General features: G+C 49.7%; 15 protein-coding genes. 13 read left to right on the forward strand and 2 right to left on the reverse strand.

Annotated elements, in window-relative coordinates:
- Nucleotides 1-63 precede the first annotated feature (63 nt).
- The 3 genes from HMPREF3091_RS09695 (at nt 64) to HMPREF3091_RS09705 (ending at nt 3,761) form a co-directional block, all read left to right on the forward strand.
- Entirely contained in the window at nt 64-1,191 is a 1,128-nt protein-coding gene (locus tag HMPREF3091_RS09695; RefSeq protein ID WP_070715543.1) for a PucR family transcriptional regulator, read from the forward strand.
- A gap of 154 nt (nt 1,192-1,345) precedes the next feature.
- Nucleotides 1,346-2,614 (forward strand): GntP family permease, encoded by a 1,269-nt coding sequence (locus tag HMPREF3091_RS09700; protein WP_004090684.1) that lies wholly within the window; start codon nt 1,346-1,348, stop codon nt 2,612-2,614.
- A 10-nt stretch (nt 2,615-2,624) separates the two neighbouring features.
- Nucleotides 2,625-3,761, forward strand: a complete 1,137-nt coding sequence (locus HMPREF3091_RS09705) for a glycerate kinase (protein ID WP_070715545.1) — start codon at nt 2,625-2,627, stop codon at nt 3,759-3,761.
- A gap of 3 nt (nt 3,762-3,764) precedes the next feature.
- Here HMPREF3091_RS09705 and panM read toward each other — a convergent pair whose 3' ends face one another.
- Nucleotides 3,765-4,178, reverse strand: coding sequence for an aspartate 1-decarboxylase autocleavage activator PanM (gene panM, locus HMPREF3091_RS09710; protein ID WP_004090679.1), 414 nt, complete (start codon nt 4,176-4,178; stop codon nt 3,765-3,767).
- Nucleotides 4,179-4,595: 417 nt separating this feature from the next.
- Between panM and HMPREF3091_RS09715 the strand changes: the two genes are divergently transcribed.
- The 5 genes from HMPREF3091_RS09715 (at nt 4,596) to livF (ending at nt 9,720) form a co-directional block, all read left to right on the forward strand.
- The gene (locus HMPREF3091_RS09715; protein ID WP_004090676.1) at nt 4,596-5,708 is read left to right on the forward strand and encodes a branched-chain amino acid ABC transporter substrate-binding protein; all 1,113 of its coding nucleotides are present in this window, start codon (nt 4,596-4,598) and stop codon (nt 5,706-5,708) included.
- Nucleotides 5,709-6,005: 297 nt separating this feature from the next.
- Nucleotides 6,006-6,932, forward strand: a complete 927-nt coding sequence (gene livH, locus HMPREF3091_RS09720; RefSeq protein WP_004090669.1) for a high-affinity branched-chain amino acid ABC transporter permease LivH — start codon at nt 6,006-6,008, stop codon at nt 6,930-6,932.
- Nucleotides 6,929-8,200 carry a high-affinity branched-chain amino acid ABC transporter permease LivM gene (locus HMPREF3091_RS09725; RefSeq protein ID WP_004090668.1) on the forward strand — a complete coding sequence of 424 codons (1,272 nt, stop codon included), beginning with the start codon at nt 6,929-6,931 and terminating at the stop codon, nt 8,198-8,200. Before livH ends, HMPREF3091_RS09725 begins: the two co-directional genes overlap by 4 nt.
- Nucleotides 8,197-8,967, forward strand: a complete 771-nt coding sequence (gene livG / locus HMPREF3091_RS09730) for a high-affinity branched-chain amino acid ABC transporter ATP-binding protein LivG (RefSeq protein WP_070715546.1) — start codon at nt 8,197-8,199, stop codon at nt 8,965-8,967. The genes HMPREF3091_RS09725 and livG overlap by 4 nt, the downstream gene beginning before the upstream one ends.
- A gap of 45 nt (nt 8,968-9,012) precedes the next feature.
- A complete protein-coding gene (gene livF / locus HMPREF3091_RS09735; RefSeq protein ID WP_004090664.1) occupies nt 9,013-9,720 on the forward strand; it encodes a high-affinity branched-chain amino acid ABC transporter ATP-binding protein LivF in 708 nt (235 codons plus the stop codon).
- A gap of 154 nt (nt 9,721-9,874) precedes the next feature.
- On the opposite strand, the gene HMPREF3091_RS09740 is transcribed toward livF, so the two are convergent.
- A complete protein-coding gene (locus HMPREF3091_RS09740; RefSeq protein WP_070715548.1) occupies nt 9,875-10,378 on the reverse strand; it encodes a hypothetical protein in 504 nt (167 codons plus the stop codon).
- 206 nt (nt 10,379-10,584) lie between these two features.
- Between HMPREF3091_RS09740 and ugpB the strand changes: the two genes are divergently transcribed.
- The 5 genes from ugpB to ugpQ all read left to right on the forward strand — a co-directional run bounded on the left by ugpB (nt 10,585) and on the right by ugpQ (nt 15,576).
- Nucleotides 10,585-11,907 carry a sn-glycerol-3-phosphate ABC transporter substrate-binding protein UgpB gene (ugpB, locus tag HMPREF3091_RS09745; RefSeq protein WP_070715550.1) on the forward strand — a complete coding sequence of 441 codons (1,323 nt, stop codon included), beginning with the start codon at nt 10,585-10,587 and terminating at the stop codon, nt 11,905-11,907.
- 80 nt (nt 11,908-11,987) lie between these two features.
- Entirely contained in the window at nt 11,988-12,875 is an 888-nt protein-coding gene (gene ugpA / locus HMPREF3091_RS09750; protein ID WP_008815659.1) for a sn-glycerol-3-phosphate ABC transporter permease UgpA, read from the forward strand.
- Nucleotides 12,872-13,717 (forward strand): sn-glycerol-3-phosphate ABC transporter permease UgpE, encoded by an 846-nt coding sequence (gene ugpE, locus HMPREF3091_RS09755; protein ID WP_004090656.1) that lies wholly within the window; start codon nt 12,872-12,874, stop codon nt 13,715-13,717. Before ugpA ends, ugpE begins: the two co-directional genes overlap by 4 nt.
- Before the next feature lie 4 nt (nt 13,718-13,721).
- Complete coding sequence (locus tag HMPREF3091_RS09760; RefSeq protein ID WP_070715551.1) at nt 13,722-14,798, forward strand: sn-glycerol-3-phosphate import ATP-binding protein UgpC; 1,077 nt, start codon at nt 13,722-13,724, stop codon at nt 14,796-14,798.
- A gap of 34 nt (nt 14,799-14,832) precedes the next feature.
- The gene (gene ugpQ, locus HMPREF3091_RS09765; protein WP_004090652.1) at nt 14,833-15,576 is read left to right on the forward strand and encodes a glycerophosphodiester phosphodiesterase; all 744 of its coding nucleotides are present in this window, start codon (nt 14,833-14,835) and stop codon (nt 15,574-15,576) included.
- The last annotated feature ends 103 nt before the right edge of the window (nt 15,577-15,679 follow it).

Genomic DNA, 15,679 nt, shown 5'->3' on the forward strand with positions numbered 1-15,679 from the left:
CCTCAGCGGCCAGTAGCGTTTTCCGTTACATTTGGCTATCTCCATTTTTGATCGTGAATCCCCATGCCAAACAGTTACCTTAAGGAAGATACCGCACGTCAGATCGTTTCTCGTGCGATGAGCATCATTGACTATTCTGTGAACGTGATGAATGAGCACGGAGTCATCATTGCTTCAGGTGACCCGAGCCGCTTGCATCAGCGCCATGAGGGGGCGGTTTTGGCGCTCACTGAGAATCGGATGGTGATCATTGATGACGCAGTGGCCAGCAGGCTTAAAGGTGTGAAGCCGGGAATTAATTTGCCCATTATATTTCGGCAGCGAATGGTGGGTGTGATCGGGATTTCCGGCGAGCCAGAAAAAGTGCAGGCGTATGCTGAACTTGTTCGCATGGCTGCGGAGTTGATCCTTGAGCAGGCAGAAATGCTGGAGCAAAACCAGTGGGAGAAACGCTATCGTGAGCAACTCGCTTCTCAGCTGATTATAGAGCGCGGTAGCGTTGCATCGATGGCGTCAATGGCGGCATATCTTGGGTTAGATCTATCCTTACCGCGGATTGCATTGATTGTTAGCCTTCATGAGCAGGAACATATTCGCCAGCGAGAGTTATTAGAAACGCTCAGCAATCATAGCCATGAGACGTTGGTGATGATGCATGGTTTTGATCGCATCGTTGTTTTGCTGCCGCTCAATATAAGCCGTAGTGACGATAATGATGCGGCAATCAAGAAAGGTCTGCGTAAACTGCATGTGCAACTACAGTCGCGTTTTCATGTAAATATCTATGTTGGCGGCCTATTTACAGGAGATGATGGTGTACGCCGTTCTTATCTGAGTGCTCAGGCTTTGCAGGAAATGGCGCAGCGTCAAAAGTTAAATCAGGCAGTTTTATATTATCGCGACCATTTTTTGCCGGTGTTGCTAAATGGATTTGCAGACAGCTGGCAGGCCGAGGAACTGGGACAGGCGTGGCAGGCATTACGTCAGGCTGATACTAAGGGTGTTCTATGTCACACTCTGCGCTGCTATTTTGTACAGAATTGTGATCTGTCTCAAACGTCAAAACAGCTACATATCCATGTCAACACCCTCCGCTACCGCCTACAGAAGATTGAAGATATAACATCTTTAAAAATCAATGAATTAAACTCTATTCTTCAATTATATATTGGCATGCAGATTTATCGCTGATTTGTAGCATCCTACAAAAAAAGCAGGTTCTAACCGTCGATTTTCTGGTGGTTCGACTCAAGCTATTTTTCTTTGTCTCCTCATAATGCCTCCTTGTACCTACATTCGTCTTAGACGATCTCACAATAATAATGAATCAAGGCAGGAGTGAATAATGACAACGGTTTCTGCTCTAGGCGCAATAGTGGCGCTGGTTGTGTCCATCGTGCTTATTTTACGCAAGGTTCCACCGGCTTACGGCATGATTGCCGGTGCTTTGGCGGGTGGTTTGGTTGGCGGCGCTGACCTCATTCAAACAATCAATCTTATGATCACCGGCGCTCAGGGCATCACCAACGCCGTATTACGTATTTTGGGGGCAGGTATTCTCGCGGGCGTGCTGATTGAGTCTGGCGCAGCGAATACCATCGCCGAAACTATTGTACGTAAAGTGGGCGAGAAGCGTGCGCTGTTGGCGCTGGCCGTCGCGACGATGCTGCTGACCGCCGTCGGCGTGTTTATTGATGTGGCGGTTATCACCGTTTCTCCAATCGCTTTAGCGATTGCCCATCGCGCTGATATTTCCAAAATGGCGATTTTGCTGGCGATGATTGGCGGCGGTAAAGCGGGCAACGTGATGTCGCCAAACCCTAACACTATCGCGGCGGCAGATAGCTTCCACGTGCCTTTAACCTCATTGATGGTGGCGGGTATTGTCCCAGGTCTGTTTGGTTTGGTACTGGCTTATTTTCTGGCTAAACGTCTGAAGCATCGTGGCTCAAAAGTTGAAGCTCATGAGCTGGTTGTCGGTAAACATGACGCTGCGCTGCCGGCCTTTGGCGCGGCGATCGCCGCTCCTTTAGTCGCTATTATCCTGCTGGCACTACGTCCAATTGCTGGCATTGCCATTGACCCATTAGTTGCATTACCTGTGGGGGGCTTAATTGGTGCGGTGGTTATGGGGCAATGGAAACATACTAACCAGTATATGGTTTCCGGTTTGTCGCGTATGGCTCCGGTGGCAATTATGCTGCTCGGCACCGGTACGCTGGCGGGGATTATTGCTAATTCAGGTCTGAAAGATGTGCTGATTACAGGCTTGACGGCTTCTGGTATGCCTTCGTATCTGCTGGCGCCAATTTCAGGTGCCTTGATGTCGATGGCGACGGCATCCACGACGGCAGGTACCGCAGTGGCTTCCGCAGTATTTAGCTCCACGCTGATTGGTATGGGGATTTCGGCTCTGGCGGGTGCGGCGATGATTCACGCAGGCGCAACGGTACTCGACCACATGCCACACGGCAGCTTCTTCCACGCGACCGGCGGTAGCGTCAACATGCAGGTGCATGAGCGTTTGAAACTGCTGCCTTATGAAACCGCCGTGGGTCTGATGATCGCCTTTGTTTCTACCATGATGTTTGGCGTGTTTAATTTAGCGGGTTAACGAGGTACGCATGAAAATTGTGATTGCTCCTGATTCATTTAAAGAAAGCCTTAGCGCGATGCAGGTTGCCGAGGCTATTGAGCAGGGTTTTAGCGAAATATTCCCGCAGGCTGAATACATCAAGCTGCCGATGGCTGATGGTGGTGAAGGCACCGTGGAATCAATGGTTGCAGCGACCGGTGGAGAGCGAGTGCATGTAAATGTAACTGGTCCTTTAGGGCAGCCGGTTAATGGCTTCTTTGGCTGGATGGGCGATGATGAAACCGCAGTGATTGAAATGGCCGCCGCGTCGGGGTTGCATTTGGTCGCTCACGAGCAGCGTAATCCGCTGATCACCACCAGTTTTGGTACCGGAGAACTGATTCTGGCGGCGCTTAATCACGGGGCGCGCAAAATTATTCTCGGTATTGGCGGTAGCGCCACCAATGACGGCGGCGCGGGCATGATGCAGGCGTTGGGCGCACATTTTCATGATATCGATGGCAAAGAGCTGCATGTTGGTGGCGCGGCGCTTGCTCAGTTAGCCAGCGTTGACCTCAGCCAATTGGATGCCCGTTTAGCACAGACCGATATTTTGGTGGCCTGTGATGTTGATAACCCTCTGTGCGGAGCGAAAGGTGCGTCGGCGGTATTTGGCCCACAAAAAGGCGCAACGCCAGAGCGGGTTAAACAGCTAGATGCCGCTTTGCAGCATTATGGTGAGAAGATCGAGCTGGCAACCGGAAAATCGGTGCTAAATGTGGCTGGAGCAGGTGCGGCAGGTGGGATGGGGGCGGCGCTGTTTGGTTTGCTTAACGCACGTTTACAGCCGGGCATTGAAATCGTCACCGAAGCGTTAAAGCTGGCCGATGCGGTACAAGGGGCAGACTTGGTGATCACCGGAGAGGGACGCATCGATAGCCAAACTATCCATGGAAAAACGCCTGTTGGAGTGGCGCGAGTCGCTAAGCGTTACGATATTCCGGTTATCGCTATCGCTGGAGGCATGACGCCAGATTATAGCGTTGTACATCAGCATGGCTTGGACGCGGTGTTTTCAGTACTAAACCGCATCCAAACGTTGCCTGAAGCACTAGAAGACGCCCGCGGAAACGTGCGTGTTACGGCACGCAATGTCGCAGCGGTTTGGAAGATGGGGCGTGGCTGATTTTTAATTCTGCCAGCCTTGTTCGCCGCTATTGAGTTCACAAAAATTAAAACCACAGGCGGCCATAAACGCATTCATTTCATCAAGTCCAACACCAGGGACTTCACTCGCCGCCAACTGCCAGACATTAATTTCTGGCAGTTGGCGCATCGTATCTTCCACTAAGTACAATCCGACTCCTCGACGGCGCGTGACTTCTCGCACGCACAGGTCATGTAGCGTGGCGAATCCTTTTTGTCGATCGGCACACACCTTGACTGCGCCTAGAAGCCGATCGTTAAAACGAGCGGCAAACAGGGCATGACCCTCATCTAACCAAGCCTGCCATGTTTCTGGCTGCTGTTCAGGCCACACTTTTCCCAAGTCACGAATATCGTCTGGATTTAAAGCCATCAAGCGCTCAATAGTCAGTTTCATGTTTTATCTTCTGCCGAGAATAATTGATAAGCATTGTAAGTGATCTGCATTCATTGGCGGTGTAACTTTTAGTGTACAAAGATTGAGCTGATTATTTTTATCGATCTGTGATTTTCAGAGTAAAAAATTAGTAAATGAATTGTTTAACAGATGAACGTGCTTGCCTAGTGACAAACACTGTCGCTTTACTCCGATTTTTGTGCTGTTTACACCGCTTGTTTCTAGCTATCTGATTTGATTTGCAGAATAAATCTCCTGTTTAATGATATGAAAAATAAAGTCTTATTAGAAAATATTGCTGTGCAATCACATAATTCATTATTTCTTATGCGTAAATGCATTGATTGTTAATAATATGTTATTCAATTGCGCGCTAAAGCAAACACAACAAACACAACGACAGGCGGGGATGAGCAGATGAGTATCAATAAGGGTAAGGTTTTTCTGGCTGGCTGTATTGCGTTAGCCATGAGCAGCAGTGTGATGGCGAAGGACATTAAAGTGGCGATTGTTGGCGCTATGTCTGGCCCAGTTGCACAGTATGGCGATATGGAGTTTACCGGAGCTAAGCAGGCCATTGCGGATATCAACGCCAAAGGCGGCGTGAACGGCGACAAGCTGGTTGGTGTGGAATATGACGATGCCTGTGATCCAAAACAGGCTGTCGCGGTTGCCAACAAAGTGATTAACGACGGTATCCGTTATGTTATCGGACACCTGTGTTCCTCTTCGACTCAGCCTGCTTCCGATATCTATGAAGATGAAGGCGTCTTGATGATTACGCCTGCGGCGACCAATGCCGATCTGACCACGCGTGGTTATAAACTGATCATGCGTACGACGGGGCTGGATTCCGATCAAGGGCCAACCGCGGCGAAATATATCCTGAATACCATTAAGCCACAGCGCATCGCCGTGGTGCACGATAAACAGCAGTATGGCGAAGGTCTGGCACGTTCGGTTAAAGATGCACTGGAGAAATCCAATGTAAAACCAGTGCTGTTTGAGGGGATTACCGCTGGCGACAAAGACTTCTCTACGCTGGTTGCGAAGCTGAAAAAAGATAACGTGGATTTTGTCTACTTCGGCGGCTACTACCCAGAAATGGGACAGATTTTGCGTCAGGCCAAACAAGCGGGTTTGAAAGCGAAATTTATGGGGCCAGAAGGAGTGGGTAACTCATCATTATCTAACATCGCGGGCGATGCGTCTGAAGGCATGCTGGTGACGCTGCCACAGCGTTACGATCAGGTTCCTGCTAACAAAGCTATCGTAGACTCGCTGAAAGCCAAAAAACTGGATCCGACAGGGCCATTTGTCTGGACCACCTATGCAGCGCTGCAATCTCTGACCACGGGTATGGAACGCAGCAAAAGCGAAGAGCCTGCTGACATCATCAAAAACCTGAAGTCTCAGCCGGTTGATACTGTTATGGGGCCATTGAGCTGGGATGATAAAGGCGACCTGAAAGGCTTCGAGTTCGGTATTTTCGAATGGCATGCTGACGGCTCATCTACGTCGGTTAAATAGTTCTGACGGTTCTTATTTTCGTGGATGCCTTAGTTGAATGCGCTACGCCGACACCGTGTCGGCGTGAGGGTCGAAAGTGCCAAACATGGCGCATGCTGACCCAGAGCGAAAATGGCATCTCGAATAAAGCGAGCGAGTGCAGAGACCACTCGCTCGCGGTCTTTGCCCATACACCTAGGTTATCGATGAATGCGCGATAAATAGGGGGGTGAAACCTTACTCCGAGGTTTTGGCGGGCGGGATTAGAACAACGTTGTAACACCATCACTAAGCCCTTATGTGGTATGAGGATAGGGTATGTCAGAACAGTTTCTCTATTTCATTCAGCAGATGTTCAACGGCGTTACGCTGGGGAGCACATACGCGCTGATCGCCATTGGTTACACCATGGTTTACGGCATTATTGGCATGATCAACTTCGCCCACGGCGAGGTATATATGATCGGCAGCTATGTCTCCTTTATCGTTATTGCGGCGCTGATGATGCTGGGCATTGATGCTAGCTGGCTACTGATTGGCGCGGCTTTCATCGTCGCTATTGTGATTACGAGCGCCTACGGCTGGAGTATTGAGCGCGTTGCTTATAAGCCCGTGCGTTCTTCAAAGCGTCTGATTGCGCTAATCTCTGCCATCGGAATGTCCATTTTTTTGCAAAACTACGTCAGCCTGACGCAGGGCTCGCGCGATCTGGCATTGCCGCGTCTGGTGACTGGACAATGGACCTTGGGTGAAAGTAATGGTTTCTCCGCCAGTATTTCCACCATGCAGATCATCATCTGGGTCGTAACGTTTCTTGCGATGTTGGCGCTAACGCTGTTTATCCGCTATTCGCGGATGGGACGCGCCTGCCGTGCCTGTGCGGAAGATCTGAAAATGGCGAGTCTGCTCGGCATTAGCACCGATCGCGTCATCTCTCTTACTTTTGTTATTGGTGCAGCAATGGCGGCAGTGGCGGGTGTGCTGCTCGGCCAGTTCTACGGCGTTATCAATCCGTACATCGGTTTTATGGCGGGGATGAAAGCCTTTACTGCGGCGGTATTAGGCGGGATCGGCAGTATTCCTGGGGCGATGATCGGTGGATTGATCCTCGGCGTAGCAGAAGCGCTGACTTCCGCTTACCTCAGCACCGAATATAAAGATGTCGTGTCATTTGCGTTACTGATTGTGGTGCTACTGGTGATGCCTACCGGTATCTTGGGGCGGCCGGAGGTTGAGAAAGTATGAAACAGCTCAATCTGGTTAATGCGATTATTTCGACCATCACCATGTTCGTGTTGGCATCGTTTATCATGGGCGTTCAGCTCGGGCTAGATGGCACCCATCTGGTCGTCAATATGGCAGATTCTGTACGTTGGGAATGGATTGCTGCGGGCTGTGTGGTGGTCTTTTTCTTCCAATTGATGCGTCCGCTGATTCAGCAGGGACTGAAAAAAGTGTCAGGCCCCACTCTGGTGCTGCCAAGCTTAGATGGTTCAACGCCAAAACAAAAACTGGTGCTGATGCTTATTCTTATTGCGGCAGTGGTGTGGCCGTTTGTGGTATCGCGTGGAACCGTGGATATTGCCACGCTGACGCTTATCTACGTGATGCTTGGACTGGGGCTAAACGTCGTTGTCGGTCTGTCAGGCTTGTTAGTTCTGGGATACGGTGGTTTCTACGCTATCGGTGCTTATACCTACGCGTTGCTTAACCATTATTACGGAATTGGTTTTTGGGAAAGTTTGCCAATTGCGGGGATTGTGGCCGCCGCCTTTGGGCTACTGTTAGGTTTTCCGGTATTGCGTTTGCGCGGTGACTATCTGGCCATTGTGACGCTCGGCTTTGGTGAAATTGTACGTATCCTGCTGCTGAATAATACGGAAATTACCGGCGGACCCAACGGCATTAGCCAAATTCCAAAACCTACTTTCTTTGGCCTGGAATTCAACCGTAGTGTACGTGACGGCGGATGGGGCTCATTCCACGAATTCTTTGGCCTCAAATACGACCCAAGCGATCGCATCATCTTCTTATATCTGGTGGCGCTGTTGCTGGTGGTTATCACGCTATTTGTGATTAATCGATTACTGCGCATGCCGCTTGGGCGGGCGTGGGAAGCGTTACGAGAGGACGAAATTGCCTGCCGTTCATTAGGCCTAAGCCCAACGCGTATTAAGCTGACGGCGTTCACCATCAGCGCGGCGTTTGCCGGTTTTGCTGGAACGTTGTTTGCGGCACGACAAGGGTTTGTTAGTCCAGAATCTTTCACCTTTGTTGAATCTGCTTTTGTACTGGCGATCGTGGTGCTTGGTGGTATGGGGTCACAGTTTGCGGTGATTCTTGCTGCGGTGATTTTGGTGGTTTCTCGCGAACTGATGCGCGATCTGAATGAATACAGCATGTTATTACTTGGCGCATTAATGGTGCTGATGATGATTTGGCGTCCGCAAGGATTACTGCCGATGAAACGCCCTCAGCTGAAATTTGCCACACGCAAAGGAGGGCAAGCATGAGTACACAACCTCTGTTGCTGGTGAACAATCTCTGTATGCGGTTTGGCGGCCTCCTCGCCGTGAATAATGTGGCTCTGATACTCAATCAGGGGGAAATCGTCTCTCTTATCGGGCCTAACGGGGCAGGGAAAACGACGGTATTTAACTGTCTGACCGGTTTCTATCGCCCAACAAGTGGCTCGATAAAACTGCGCGATCGCGAATTAGCTGGGCTTGCAGGGCAGCAAATCGCGCGTATGGGGATGGTGCGCACTTTCCAACATGTACGCCTTTTCAAAGAGATGACGGTGGTGGAAAACTTGTTGGTGGCGCAGCATCAGCATCTCAAAAGCGGTGTGTTTGCCGGTTTACTGAAAACGCCTAAATTCCGCCGTGCGGAAGCTGATGCATTGGAACATGCCGCGGTATGGTTAGAGCGTGTTGGATTGCTAGAGTTTGCCAACCGTCAGGCGGGTAATTTGGCTTATGGTCAGCAGCGGCGCTTGGAGATTGCACGCTGCATGGTGACACGGCCTGAGCTGCTGATGCTAGACGAGCCAGCGGCCGGTCTTAATCCAAAAGAAACCGATGAACTCAACGAACTCATCGCTGATTTACGCCGTCATCATCAGGTTTCAGTGCTGTTGATTGAACATGACATGAAGCTGGTGATGGATATTTCAGATCGGATTTACGTGGTTAATCAGGGGACGCCGTTGGCGCAAGGCTCGCCGGAAGAGGTACGTAATAATCCTGATGTTATCCGTGCTTATCTAGGAGAGGCGTAAACCTATGCTATTTAACTACACCCGTTGTCATTTTGAACGAGGGCCATGTTCATGCTGACATTAGAAAACGTCTCAGCCCACTACGGGAAAATTCAGGCGCTGCACAACGTTAGCATCCATATTCAGCAGGGGGAAATCGTGACGCTGATTGGTGCTAACGGCGCTGGAAAAACCACGCTGCTGGGAACGCTATGCGGCGAGCCTCGAGCTACCGCAGGCCGTATCAACTTTCTCGGGCAGGATATTACCGATTGGCAAACCGCACGCATCATGCGTGAGGCGATTGCTATTGTGCCGGAAGGCCGCCGCGTATTTTCGCGTATGACCGTGGAAGAGAATTTGGCGATGGGGGGATTTTTTGCCGATCGTCATCAGTATCAAGAACGTATCGCTCGAGTTTACGATTTATTTCCCCGCTTGCATGAGCGTCGTGTTCAGCGCGCAGGAACCATGTCCGGTGGAGAACAGCAGATGCTAGCGATAGGTCGCGCTCTGATGAGTCAGCCTAAGTTATTACTGCTGGATGAGCCGTCTCTGGGGCTGGCACCTATCATCATTCTGCAAATATTCGATACTATCCAACAGCTGCGCGAAGAGGGCATGACGATCTTTCTCGTAGAGCAAAACGCCAATCAGGCGCTTAAGTTGGCGGATCGAGGCTATGTGTTGGAGAACGGTCATGTTGTGCTGGAAGATAGCGGGGCGGCGCTTCTGGCTAATAGCGCAGTGCGTAGTGCCTATTTGGGTGGTTAAGCAATTTAAATAATGAGGTCACTATTACCACTGTGTGAATTAATACAGCGGTAATAGTGAAAGACAATATGACACATTACATTGTGGGTGAGTTTTAATAACTAAATGTCCGTATTTGGACTGATATTTTTATTGTGCTTTAGCTGATATTATATTAACGCTTTAGGTCGCTAAGTAATCGTGCGTGTATTTCAGCTTCGGCATAAACCATGGTATTGTTTTTACCTATTCCTCTCGGGATGTTTATTTTTCCATCCGCGCGCCAACTTAACCCTTTTTCTAAGTCTAGTAGTTCCCAACCTATATCCTTTCCTACACCAACACAGCTATTTTTATTGCCAGCGGCTAAGCCTCTACCCGTGGAGATCATGGCATGAATAATCGTGTCTTTTTCAAAGAAACCTATTGCATATCCCGCCGGTAAGGCGCTCATCTGCTGTGGTGTACTGATGATTTTATCAGACCGATTAACTAAACAGGTTTTGGCAGAAAGAACTCTGGATTCTTCTTCACTAATAATATTGGCTTTTACCGCACAGTATTTTACTGCGTCCCAGCACATTTGGGCGGAGAGTTTAGGGTGCTCAGTACCGTTACTATGGATTTTATTTGCCGCCAGACGAGCGTAATTACTTGCATAGGTGTTTTTGGGATTCATATTGATTTCCTTATTACCAAATAGAACCTAGCATTATTAACCACTGACTGAATGTGGGAAAGTTTTAATTTTATTATTATGTAATATTTCTGTCATGATGCGTTTATATTTCTGTCATACGCGCATGTCATGGTACATCCCGAAAATAAGACGTTCTTTATCACTTAACTTTTACGGTGATAACACTCATTTGACGGGGATTTGGCATGATGAATATGACAATAAAGCGCAGCATGTGCAGTTTAGCAGTGATATTTTGCTTCAGTGCACCCGCATTAGCGGTGACTGAAATTCCATTTTGGCATTCGATGGAAGCAGAGCTAGGAACGGAAGTTGATAGTCTCGCGCAGCGTTTTAACCAATCACAAGATGAGTACAAAATTGTACCCGTCTATAAAGGTGATTATGAACAAAGTCTCGCTGCCGGTATTGCCGCTTTCCGTGCGGGTAAGGCACCCGCTATTTTGCAGGTGTATGAGGTCGGCACTGCAACCATGATGCAAGCTAAACAGGCCGTGAAGCCTGTGTATCAGGTATTTAAAGAGGCCGGTATCCCTTTTGGTGAATCCCAGTTTGTGCCCACTGTGGCGGGCTACTACGCCGACAACGCCACGGGGCAGCTCCTTTCCCAGCCGTTCAACAGCTCTACGCCCGTTCTGTATTACAACAAAGATGCCTTTAAGAAAGCAGGTTTGAATCCTGATGAGCCACCAAAAACTTGGCAGGAGCTGGCTACCGATGCGGCTAAGCTACGCGCAAGCGGTATGAGTTGTGGCTACGCGTCAGGTTGGCAAGGTTGGGTGCAGTTGGAAAACTTTAGTGCGTGGAATGGAGTTCCTTTTGCTACCGAAAACAACGGATTTGGTGGGCCGTCAGCGCGTTTAGAGTTCAACCAGCCTTCACAGGTTAAGCATATTCAGCTGCTGTCAGACATGCTCAAAAAAGGCGATTTTAGCTACTTTGGCCGTAAAGATGAGCCAACCGCTAAATTCTATAACGGTGACTGCGGCATGATGACGGGCTCTTCTGGCTCGCTGGCCAATATCAAACAGTATGCAAAATTCAACTATGGCGTGGCTTTCATGCCGTATGACGCCGATGCTAAAAATGCCCCGCAAAATGCAATTATTGGTGGAGCTAGCCTGTGGGTGATGAACGGCAAAAAACCTGAAACCTACAAGGGCGTAGCTGAATTCTTCCAGTTCTTGGCTAAGCCAGAGATTGCCGCCGAGTGGCACCAGAAAACGGGCTACCTGCCGATTACGACCGCAGCCTATGAGTTGACTAAACAGCAGGGCTTCTACGACAAAAATCCGGGCGCTGACGTTGCGACTCGCCAAATGCTAAACAAGCCGCCATTAGCCTTCACTAAAGGTGTACGTCTGGGCAATATGCCGCAAATTCGTACTGTGGTGGATGAAGAGTTGGAAGGCGTGTGGACAGGTAAGAAAACGCCACAGCAAGCGCTGGATGAAGCGGTATCGCGAGGCAATCAACTGCTGGAGCGTTTTGAAAAATCAGCTAAGTAATATCGGTTCTACCTCTCCAGCCGTTCAATCCAAAGGGCGGTTGGTGAGGTATCTGTACTCTGCAGCAAATTTGAGGTGTTATGAGTTCCCGAACTCCCGCATTTAAACGCAGCTGGTTGCCCTATGCGCTGGTTGCTCCACAGCTTTTGATCACCGCCATTTTCTTCTTGTGGCCCGCAGGCGAAGCCCTGTGGTATTCGGTGCAGAGCCTCGATCCTTTTGGTCTTTCCAGCGAGTTTGTTGGTTGGCAGAATTTTATCACTCTATGGCACGATCCCTACTACTTAAGCGCGTTTCGCACCACGTTGTGGTTTAGCGGTTTGGTGACATTTTTTGGCCTAGTGTTGTCGCTATTTTTCGCGGCGCTGGTAAATCATATTTTACGTGGCCGCCGTTTCTATCAAACATTGTTCATTCTGCCCTATGCTGTGGCTCCCACAATCGCTGCTGTGCTGTGGATGTTTCTCTTTAACCCTGGGCTGGGTTTGGTTTCGCACTTTCTCGGTGTGATGGGCTATAGCTGGAACCATGCCCAAAATAGCGGACAGGCGATGTTTTTGGTGGTTCTGGCTTCAGTGTGGAAACAGGTGAGCTACAATTTCCTGTTTTTCCTCGCGGCGTTACAGTCAGTCCCCAAGTCGCTGCTTGAGGCCGCTGCCATTGATGGCGCAGGGCCGATTCGGCGTTTCTTTCATATTGTCCTTCCCCTGATTTCTCCAGTGAGTTTCTTCCTGCTGGTGGTCAATTTGGTCTATGCATTTTTCGATACGTTTCCGGTTATCGATGCGGCAACCGGCGGTGGGCCGGGACAATCGACCACGACGCTGATTTACAAAATCTATCGTGAAGGCTTTGCGGGGCTAGATCTTTCCAGTTCGGCGGCACAGTCGGTGGTATTGATGCTGATTGTGGTTGCATTAACCATGATTCAGTTCCGCTATGTTGAGCGTAAGGTACGTTATCAATGATTGAGAACCGTAAAGGCTTGGATATATTCTGCCATATCATGCTGATTTTGGGTGTAATCGTGATTTTGTTTCCGCTGTATGTGGCGTTTGTGGCTGCAACGCTGGATAAGCAACAGGTCTTCGATGTGCCGATGACGCTCATTCCAGGCTCCCAGCTATGGCACAACATAACGCAGGTTTGGCAGCAAGGGGTAGGTAGCGCAGGTGCGCCATTTGGTATTCAGTTAATGAATAGCTTTATTATGGCGTTGGTGATTACTGTTGGGAAAATTGCGGTGTCGATGCTATCGGCGTTTGCGATTGTCTACTTTCGCTTTCCATTGCGTAACTTATTCTTTTGGCTGATATTCATTACCCTGATGCTGCCCGTTGAGGTCCGTATATTTCCTACCGTTGAGGTGATGGCAAATTTAAACCTGATGGATAGTTATACCGGGCTCACTCTGCCGCTCATGGCTTCGGCTACGGCAACGTTCCTATTCCGTCAGTTCTTTATGACGCTGCCGCATGAACTGTTGGAGGCCGCTCGCATTGACGGTGCTGGTCCAATGCGTTTTTTCCGCGATGTGGTATTCCCACTGTCTAAAACGAATTTAGCGGCGTTGTTTGTGATTACGTTTATTTATGGTTGGAATCAATATTTATGGCCATTGCTGATCACGAGCGATCCGGCGATGGGAACGGCGGTCGCCGGGATTAAAAGCGCTATCTCTAGCGGAGAAAGCGCAACGCAGTGGCAACTGGTGATGGCCGCGCTGCTGATGACTCTATTACCGCCATTGCTGGTGGTCTTAGGGATGCAGCGTTGGTTCGTCCGTGGTCTGGTTGATAGCGAGAAATAACACAATGGCACGTTTAAAATTACAGACCGTCAGCAAAAGCTATGACGGCAAAAACGCAATTATTAAAGGTATCGATCTGGATGTTGCCGACGGCGAGTTTATCGTCATGGTGGGGCCGTCCGGCTGTGGTAAATCGACCTTACTCCGCATGGTTGCTGGTCTAGAAGAAACGACAAGTGGTGATATTTATATTGGTGATGACCGGGTAACTCACAAGGAACCCAAAGATCGTGGCGTAGCCATGGTGTTTCAAAACTATGCACTTTATCCGCACATGAGCGTGTTCGACAATATGGCTTATGGGCTGAAGATTCGCGGGCTGGGCAAAGAACTCATCCGTGCCAAAGTGGAGGAGGTCGCAGCCATTTTGGAGCTACAGTCGTTGCTTAATCGCAAGCCGAGTGAGTTGTCCGGCGGGCAGCGTCAGCGGGTGGCGATGGGGCGTGCTATCGTGCGTGAGCCTGCGGTGTTTTTGTTTGATGAACCTTTGTCCAACCTTGATGCAAAACTGCGCGTTCAGATGCGACTTGAGTTACAGCAGTTGCACCGTCGCCTAAAAACGACCAGCCTGTATGTGACTCACGATCAGGTAGAGGCGATGACCTTAGCGCAGCGTGTCATTGTGCTAAATAAGGGCGTAGCTGAGCAGATTGGAACACCAACGGAGATTTACCATCGTCCTGCTAGCCGTTTTGTGGCGGGCTTTATGGGCGCGCCTGCGATGAATTTGCTGGATGGTTGTATCAGCACAGATGGCCTGTTTTTTCAGGTTAACGATGGCCCACAGCTACGCTTCGAACAGCCGAACGCTGCACTAGCGGGTCAAACGCTCACCCTAGGCATTCGCCCCGAGCACCTGCGCCGAGCGGCAGAGCATGAGTCTGGAAGCGATTTTACGGTTAATCAACTTGAGCTATTGGGCGCTGATAACTTGGCACATAGCCGCTGGGGGGCTCATGGTGTGATTCTGCGATTACCGCATCAGGATTTACCTGAGTTAGGTGGTTCTCTACAGGTCGTGCTACCTCATGAAAATCTACACTTTTTTGATATAACGACGGGCTTACGTATTGAACCATAAGTGAGCAGTGAAGCCCTCGGTAGCGGAGTAAAACATGACAATAACGTGGCCTTATCCAAAAATCGTCGCCCACCGTGGCGGTGGTAAATTAGCACCAGAAAATACGTTGGCGGCTATCGATATTGGCGCTGAGTATGGCCATAAAATGATTGAGTTTGATGCTAAGTTGAGCGCTGATGGCGAGATTTTTCTATTACATGATGACAACCTAGAGCGCACCACCAATGGTTGGGGCGTTGCTGGCGATTTGCCGTGGGAAAAACTGGTCAGCCTAGATGCGGGGGGATGGTATGGGCGAGAGTTTCGTGATGAACCATTGCCTCTGCTTTCTCAGGTGGCCGATCGTTGCCTTGAGCTGGGCTTATCAGCGAATATCGAGATTAAGCCTACCACTGGCGTAGAAAGTGAAACTGGGCGGGTGATAGCGCTTGCCGCTAAGAATTTATGGTCAACGCATCCTATTGCACCGTTACTGTCGTCGTTTTCGGTCGAATCTCTAGAGGCTGCGCAGCAAGCTGTGCCAGAACTACCGAGGGGATTGCTGCTAGAAAAATGGGATGAAGAATGGCTGGCGCTGACCACGCGATTGGGCTGCGTGTCATTGCATATTGACCACAATGAACTGACCGCTGAGCGAGTGTCCGACATTAAAGCCGCAGGTTTACGGATTCTGGTTTATACCGTGAATAGCCCAAAACGAGCGCGGGAACTATTAGATTGGGGTGTGGATTGCATCTGTACGGATAGGATTGATGTGATTGGGGCGGATTTTGGGTGATTGTTGGTTGAGGGGAGGCGTACGCCAGAATATGTATCCTAGGTGGAAGGTTTCGTCCGCCTAATACACCGGCTTTCTACATAATTATTTGTGTAGGCGTCCG

It is taken from the genome of Hafnia sp. HMSC23F03 (assembly GCF_001816025.1).
GTDB classification, from domain to species: domain Bacteria; phylum Pseudomonadota; class Gammaproteobacteria; order Enterobacterales; family Enterobacteriaceae; genus Hafnia; species Hafnia paralvei.

What these genes read in the sequence shown, in the direction of transcription:
- HMPREF3091_RS09695 (WP_070715543.1), top strand. Translation starts at nt 64, where the DNA reads ATGCCAAACAGTTACCTTAAGGAAGATACCGCACGTCAGATCGTTTCT.
- HMPREF3091_RS09700 (WP_004090684.1), top strand. Translation starts at nt 1,346, where the DNA reads ATGACAACGGTTTCTGCTCTAGGCGCAATAGTGGCGCTGGTTGTGTCC.
- HMPREF3091_RS09705 (WP_070715545.1), top strand. Translation starts at nt 2,625, where the DNA reads ATGAAAATTGTGATTGCTCCTGATTCATTTAAAGAAAGCCTTAGCGCG.
- panM (WP_004090679.1), bottom strand. Translation starts at nt 4,178, where the DNA reads ATGAAACTGACTATTGAGCGCTTGATGGCTTTAAATCCAGACGATATT.
- HMPREF3091_RS09715 (WP_004090676.1), top strand. Translation starts at nt 4,596, where the DNA reads ATGAGTATCAATAAGGGTAAGGTTTTTCTGGCTGGCTGTATTGCGTTA.
- livH (WP_004090669.1), top strand. Translation starts at nt 6,006, where the DNA reads ATGTCAGAACAGTTTCTCTATTTCATTCAGCAGATGTTCAACGGCGTT.
- HMPREF3091_RS09725 (WP_004090668.1), top strand. Translation starts at nt 6,929, where the DNA reads ATGAAACAGCTCAATCTGGTTAATGCGATTATTTCGACCATCACCATG.
- livG (WP_070715546.1), top strand. Translation starts at nt 8,197, where the DNA reads ATGAGTACACAACCTCTGTTGCTGGTGAACAATCTCTGTATGCGGTTT.
- livF (WP_004090664.1), top strand. Translation starts at nt 9,013, where the DNA reads ATGTTCATGCTGACATTAGAAAACGTCTCAGCCCACTACGGGAAAATT.
- HMPREF3091_RS09740 (WP_070715548.1), bottom strand. Translation starts at nt 10,378, where the DNA reads ATGAATCCCAAAAACACCTATGCAAGTAATTACGCTCGTCTGGCGGCA.
- ugpB (WP_070715550.1), top strand. Translation starts at nt 10,585, where the DNA reads ATGATGAATATGACAATAAAGCGCAGCATGTGCAGTTTAGCAGTGATA.
- ugpA (WP_008815659.1), top strand. Translation starts at nt 11,988, where the DNA reads ATGAGTTCCCGAACTCCCGCATTTAAACGCAGCTGGTTGCCCTATGCG.
- ugpE (WP_004090656.1), top strand. Translation starts at nt 12,872, where the DNA reads ATGATTGAGAACCGTAAAGGCTTGGATATATTCTGCCATATCATGCTG.
- HMPREF3091_RS09760 (WP_070715551.1), top strand. Translation starts at nt 13,722, where the DNA reads ATGGCACGTTTAAAATTACAGACCGTCAGCAAAAGCTATGACGGCAAA.
- ugpQ (WP_004090652.1), top strand. Translation starts at nt 14,833, where the DNA reads ATGACAATAACGTGGCCTTATCCAAAAATCGTCGCCCACCGTGGCGGT.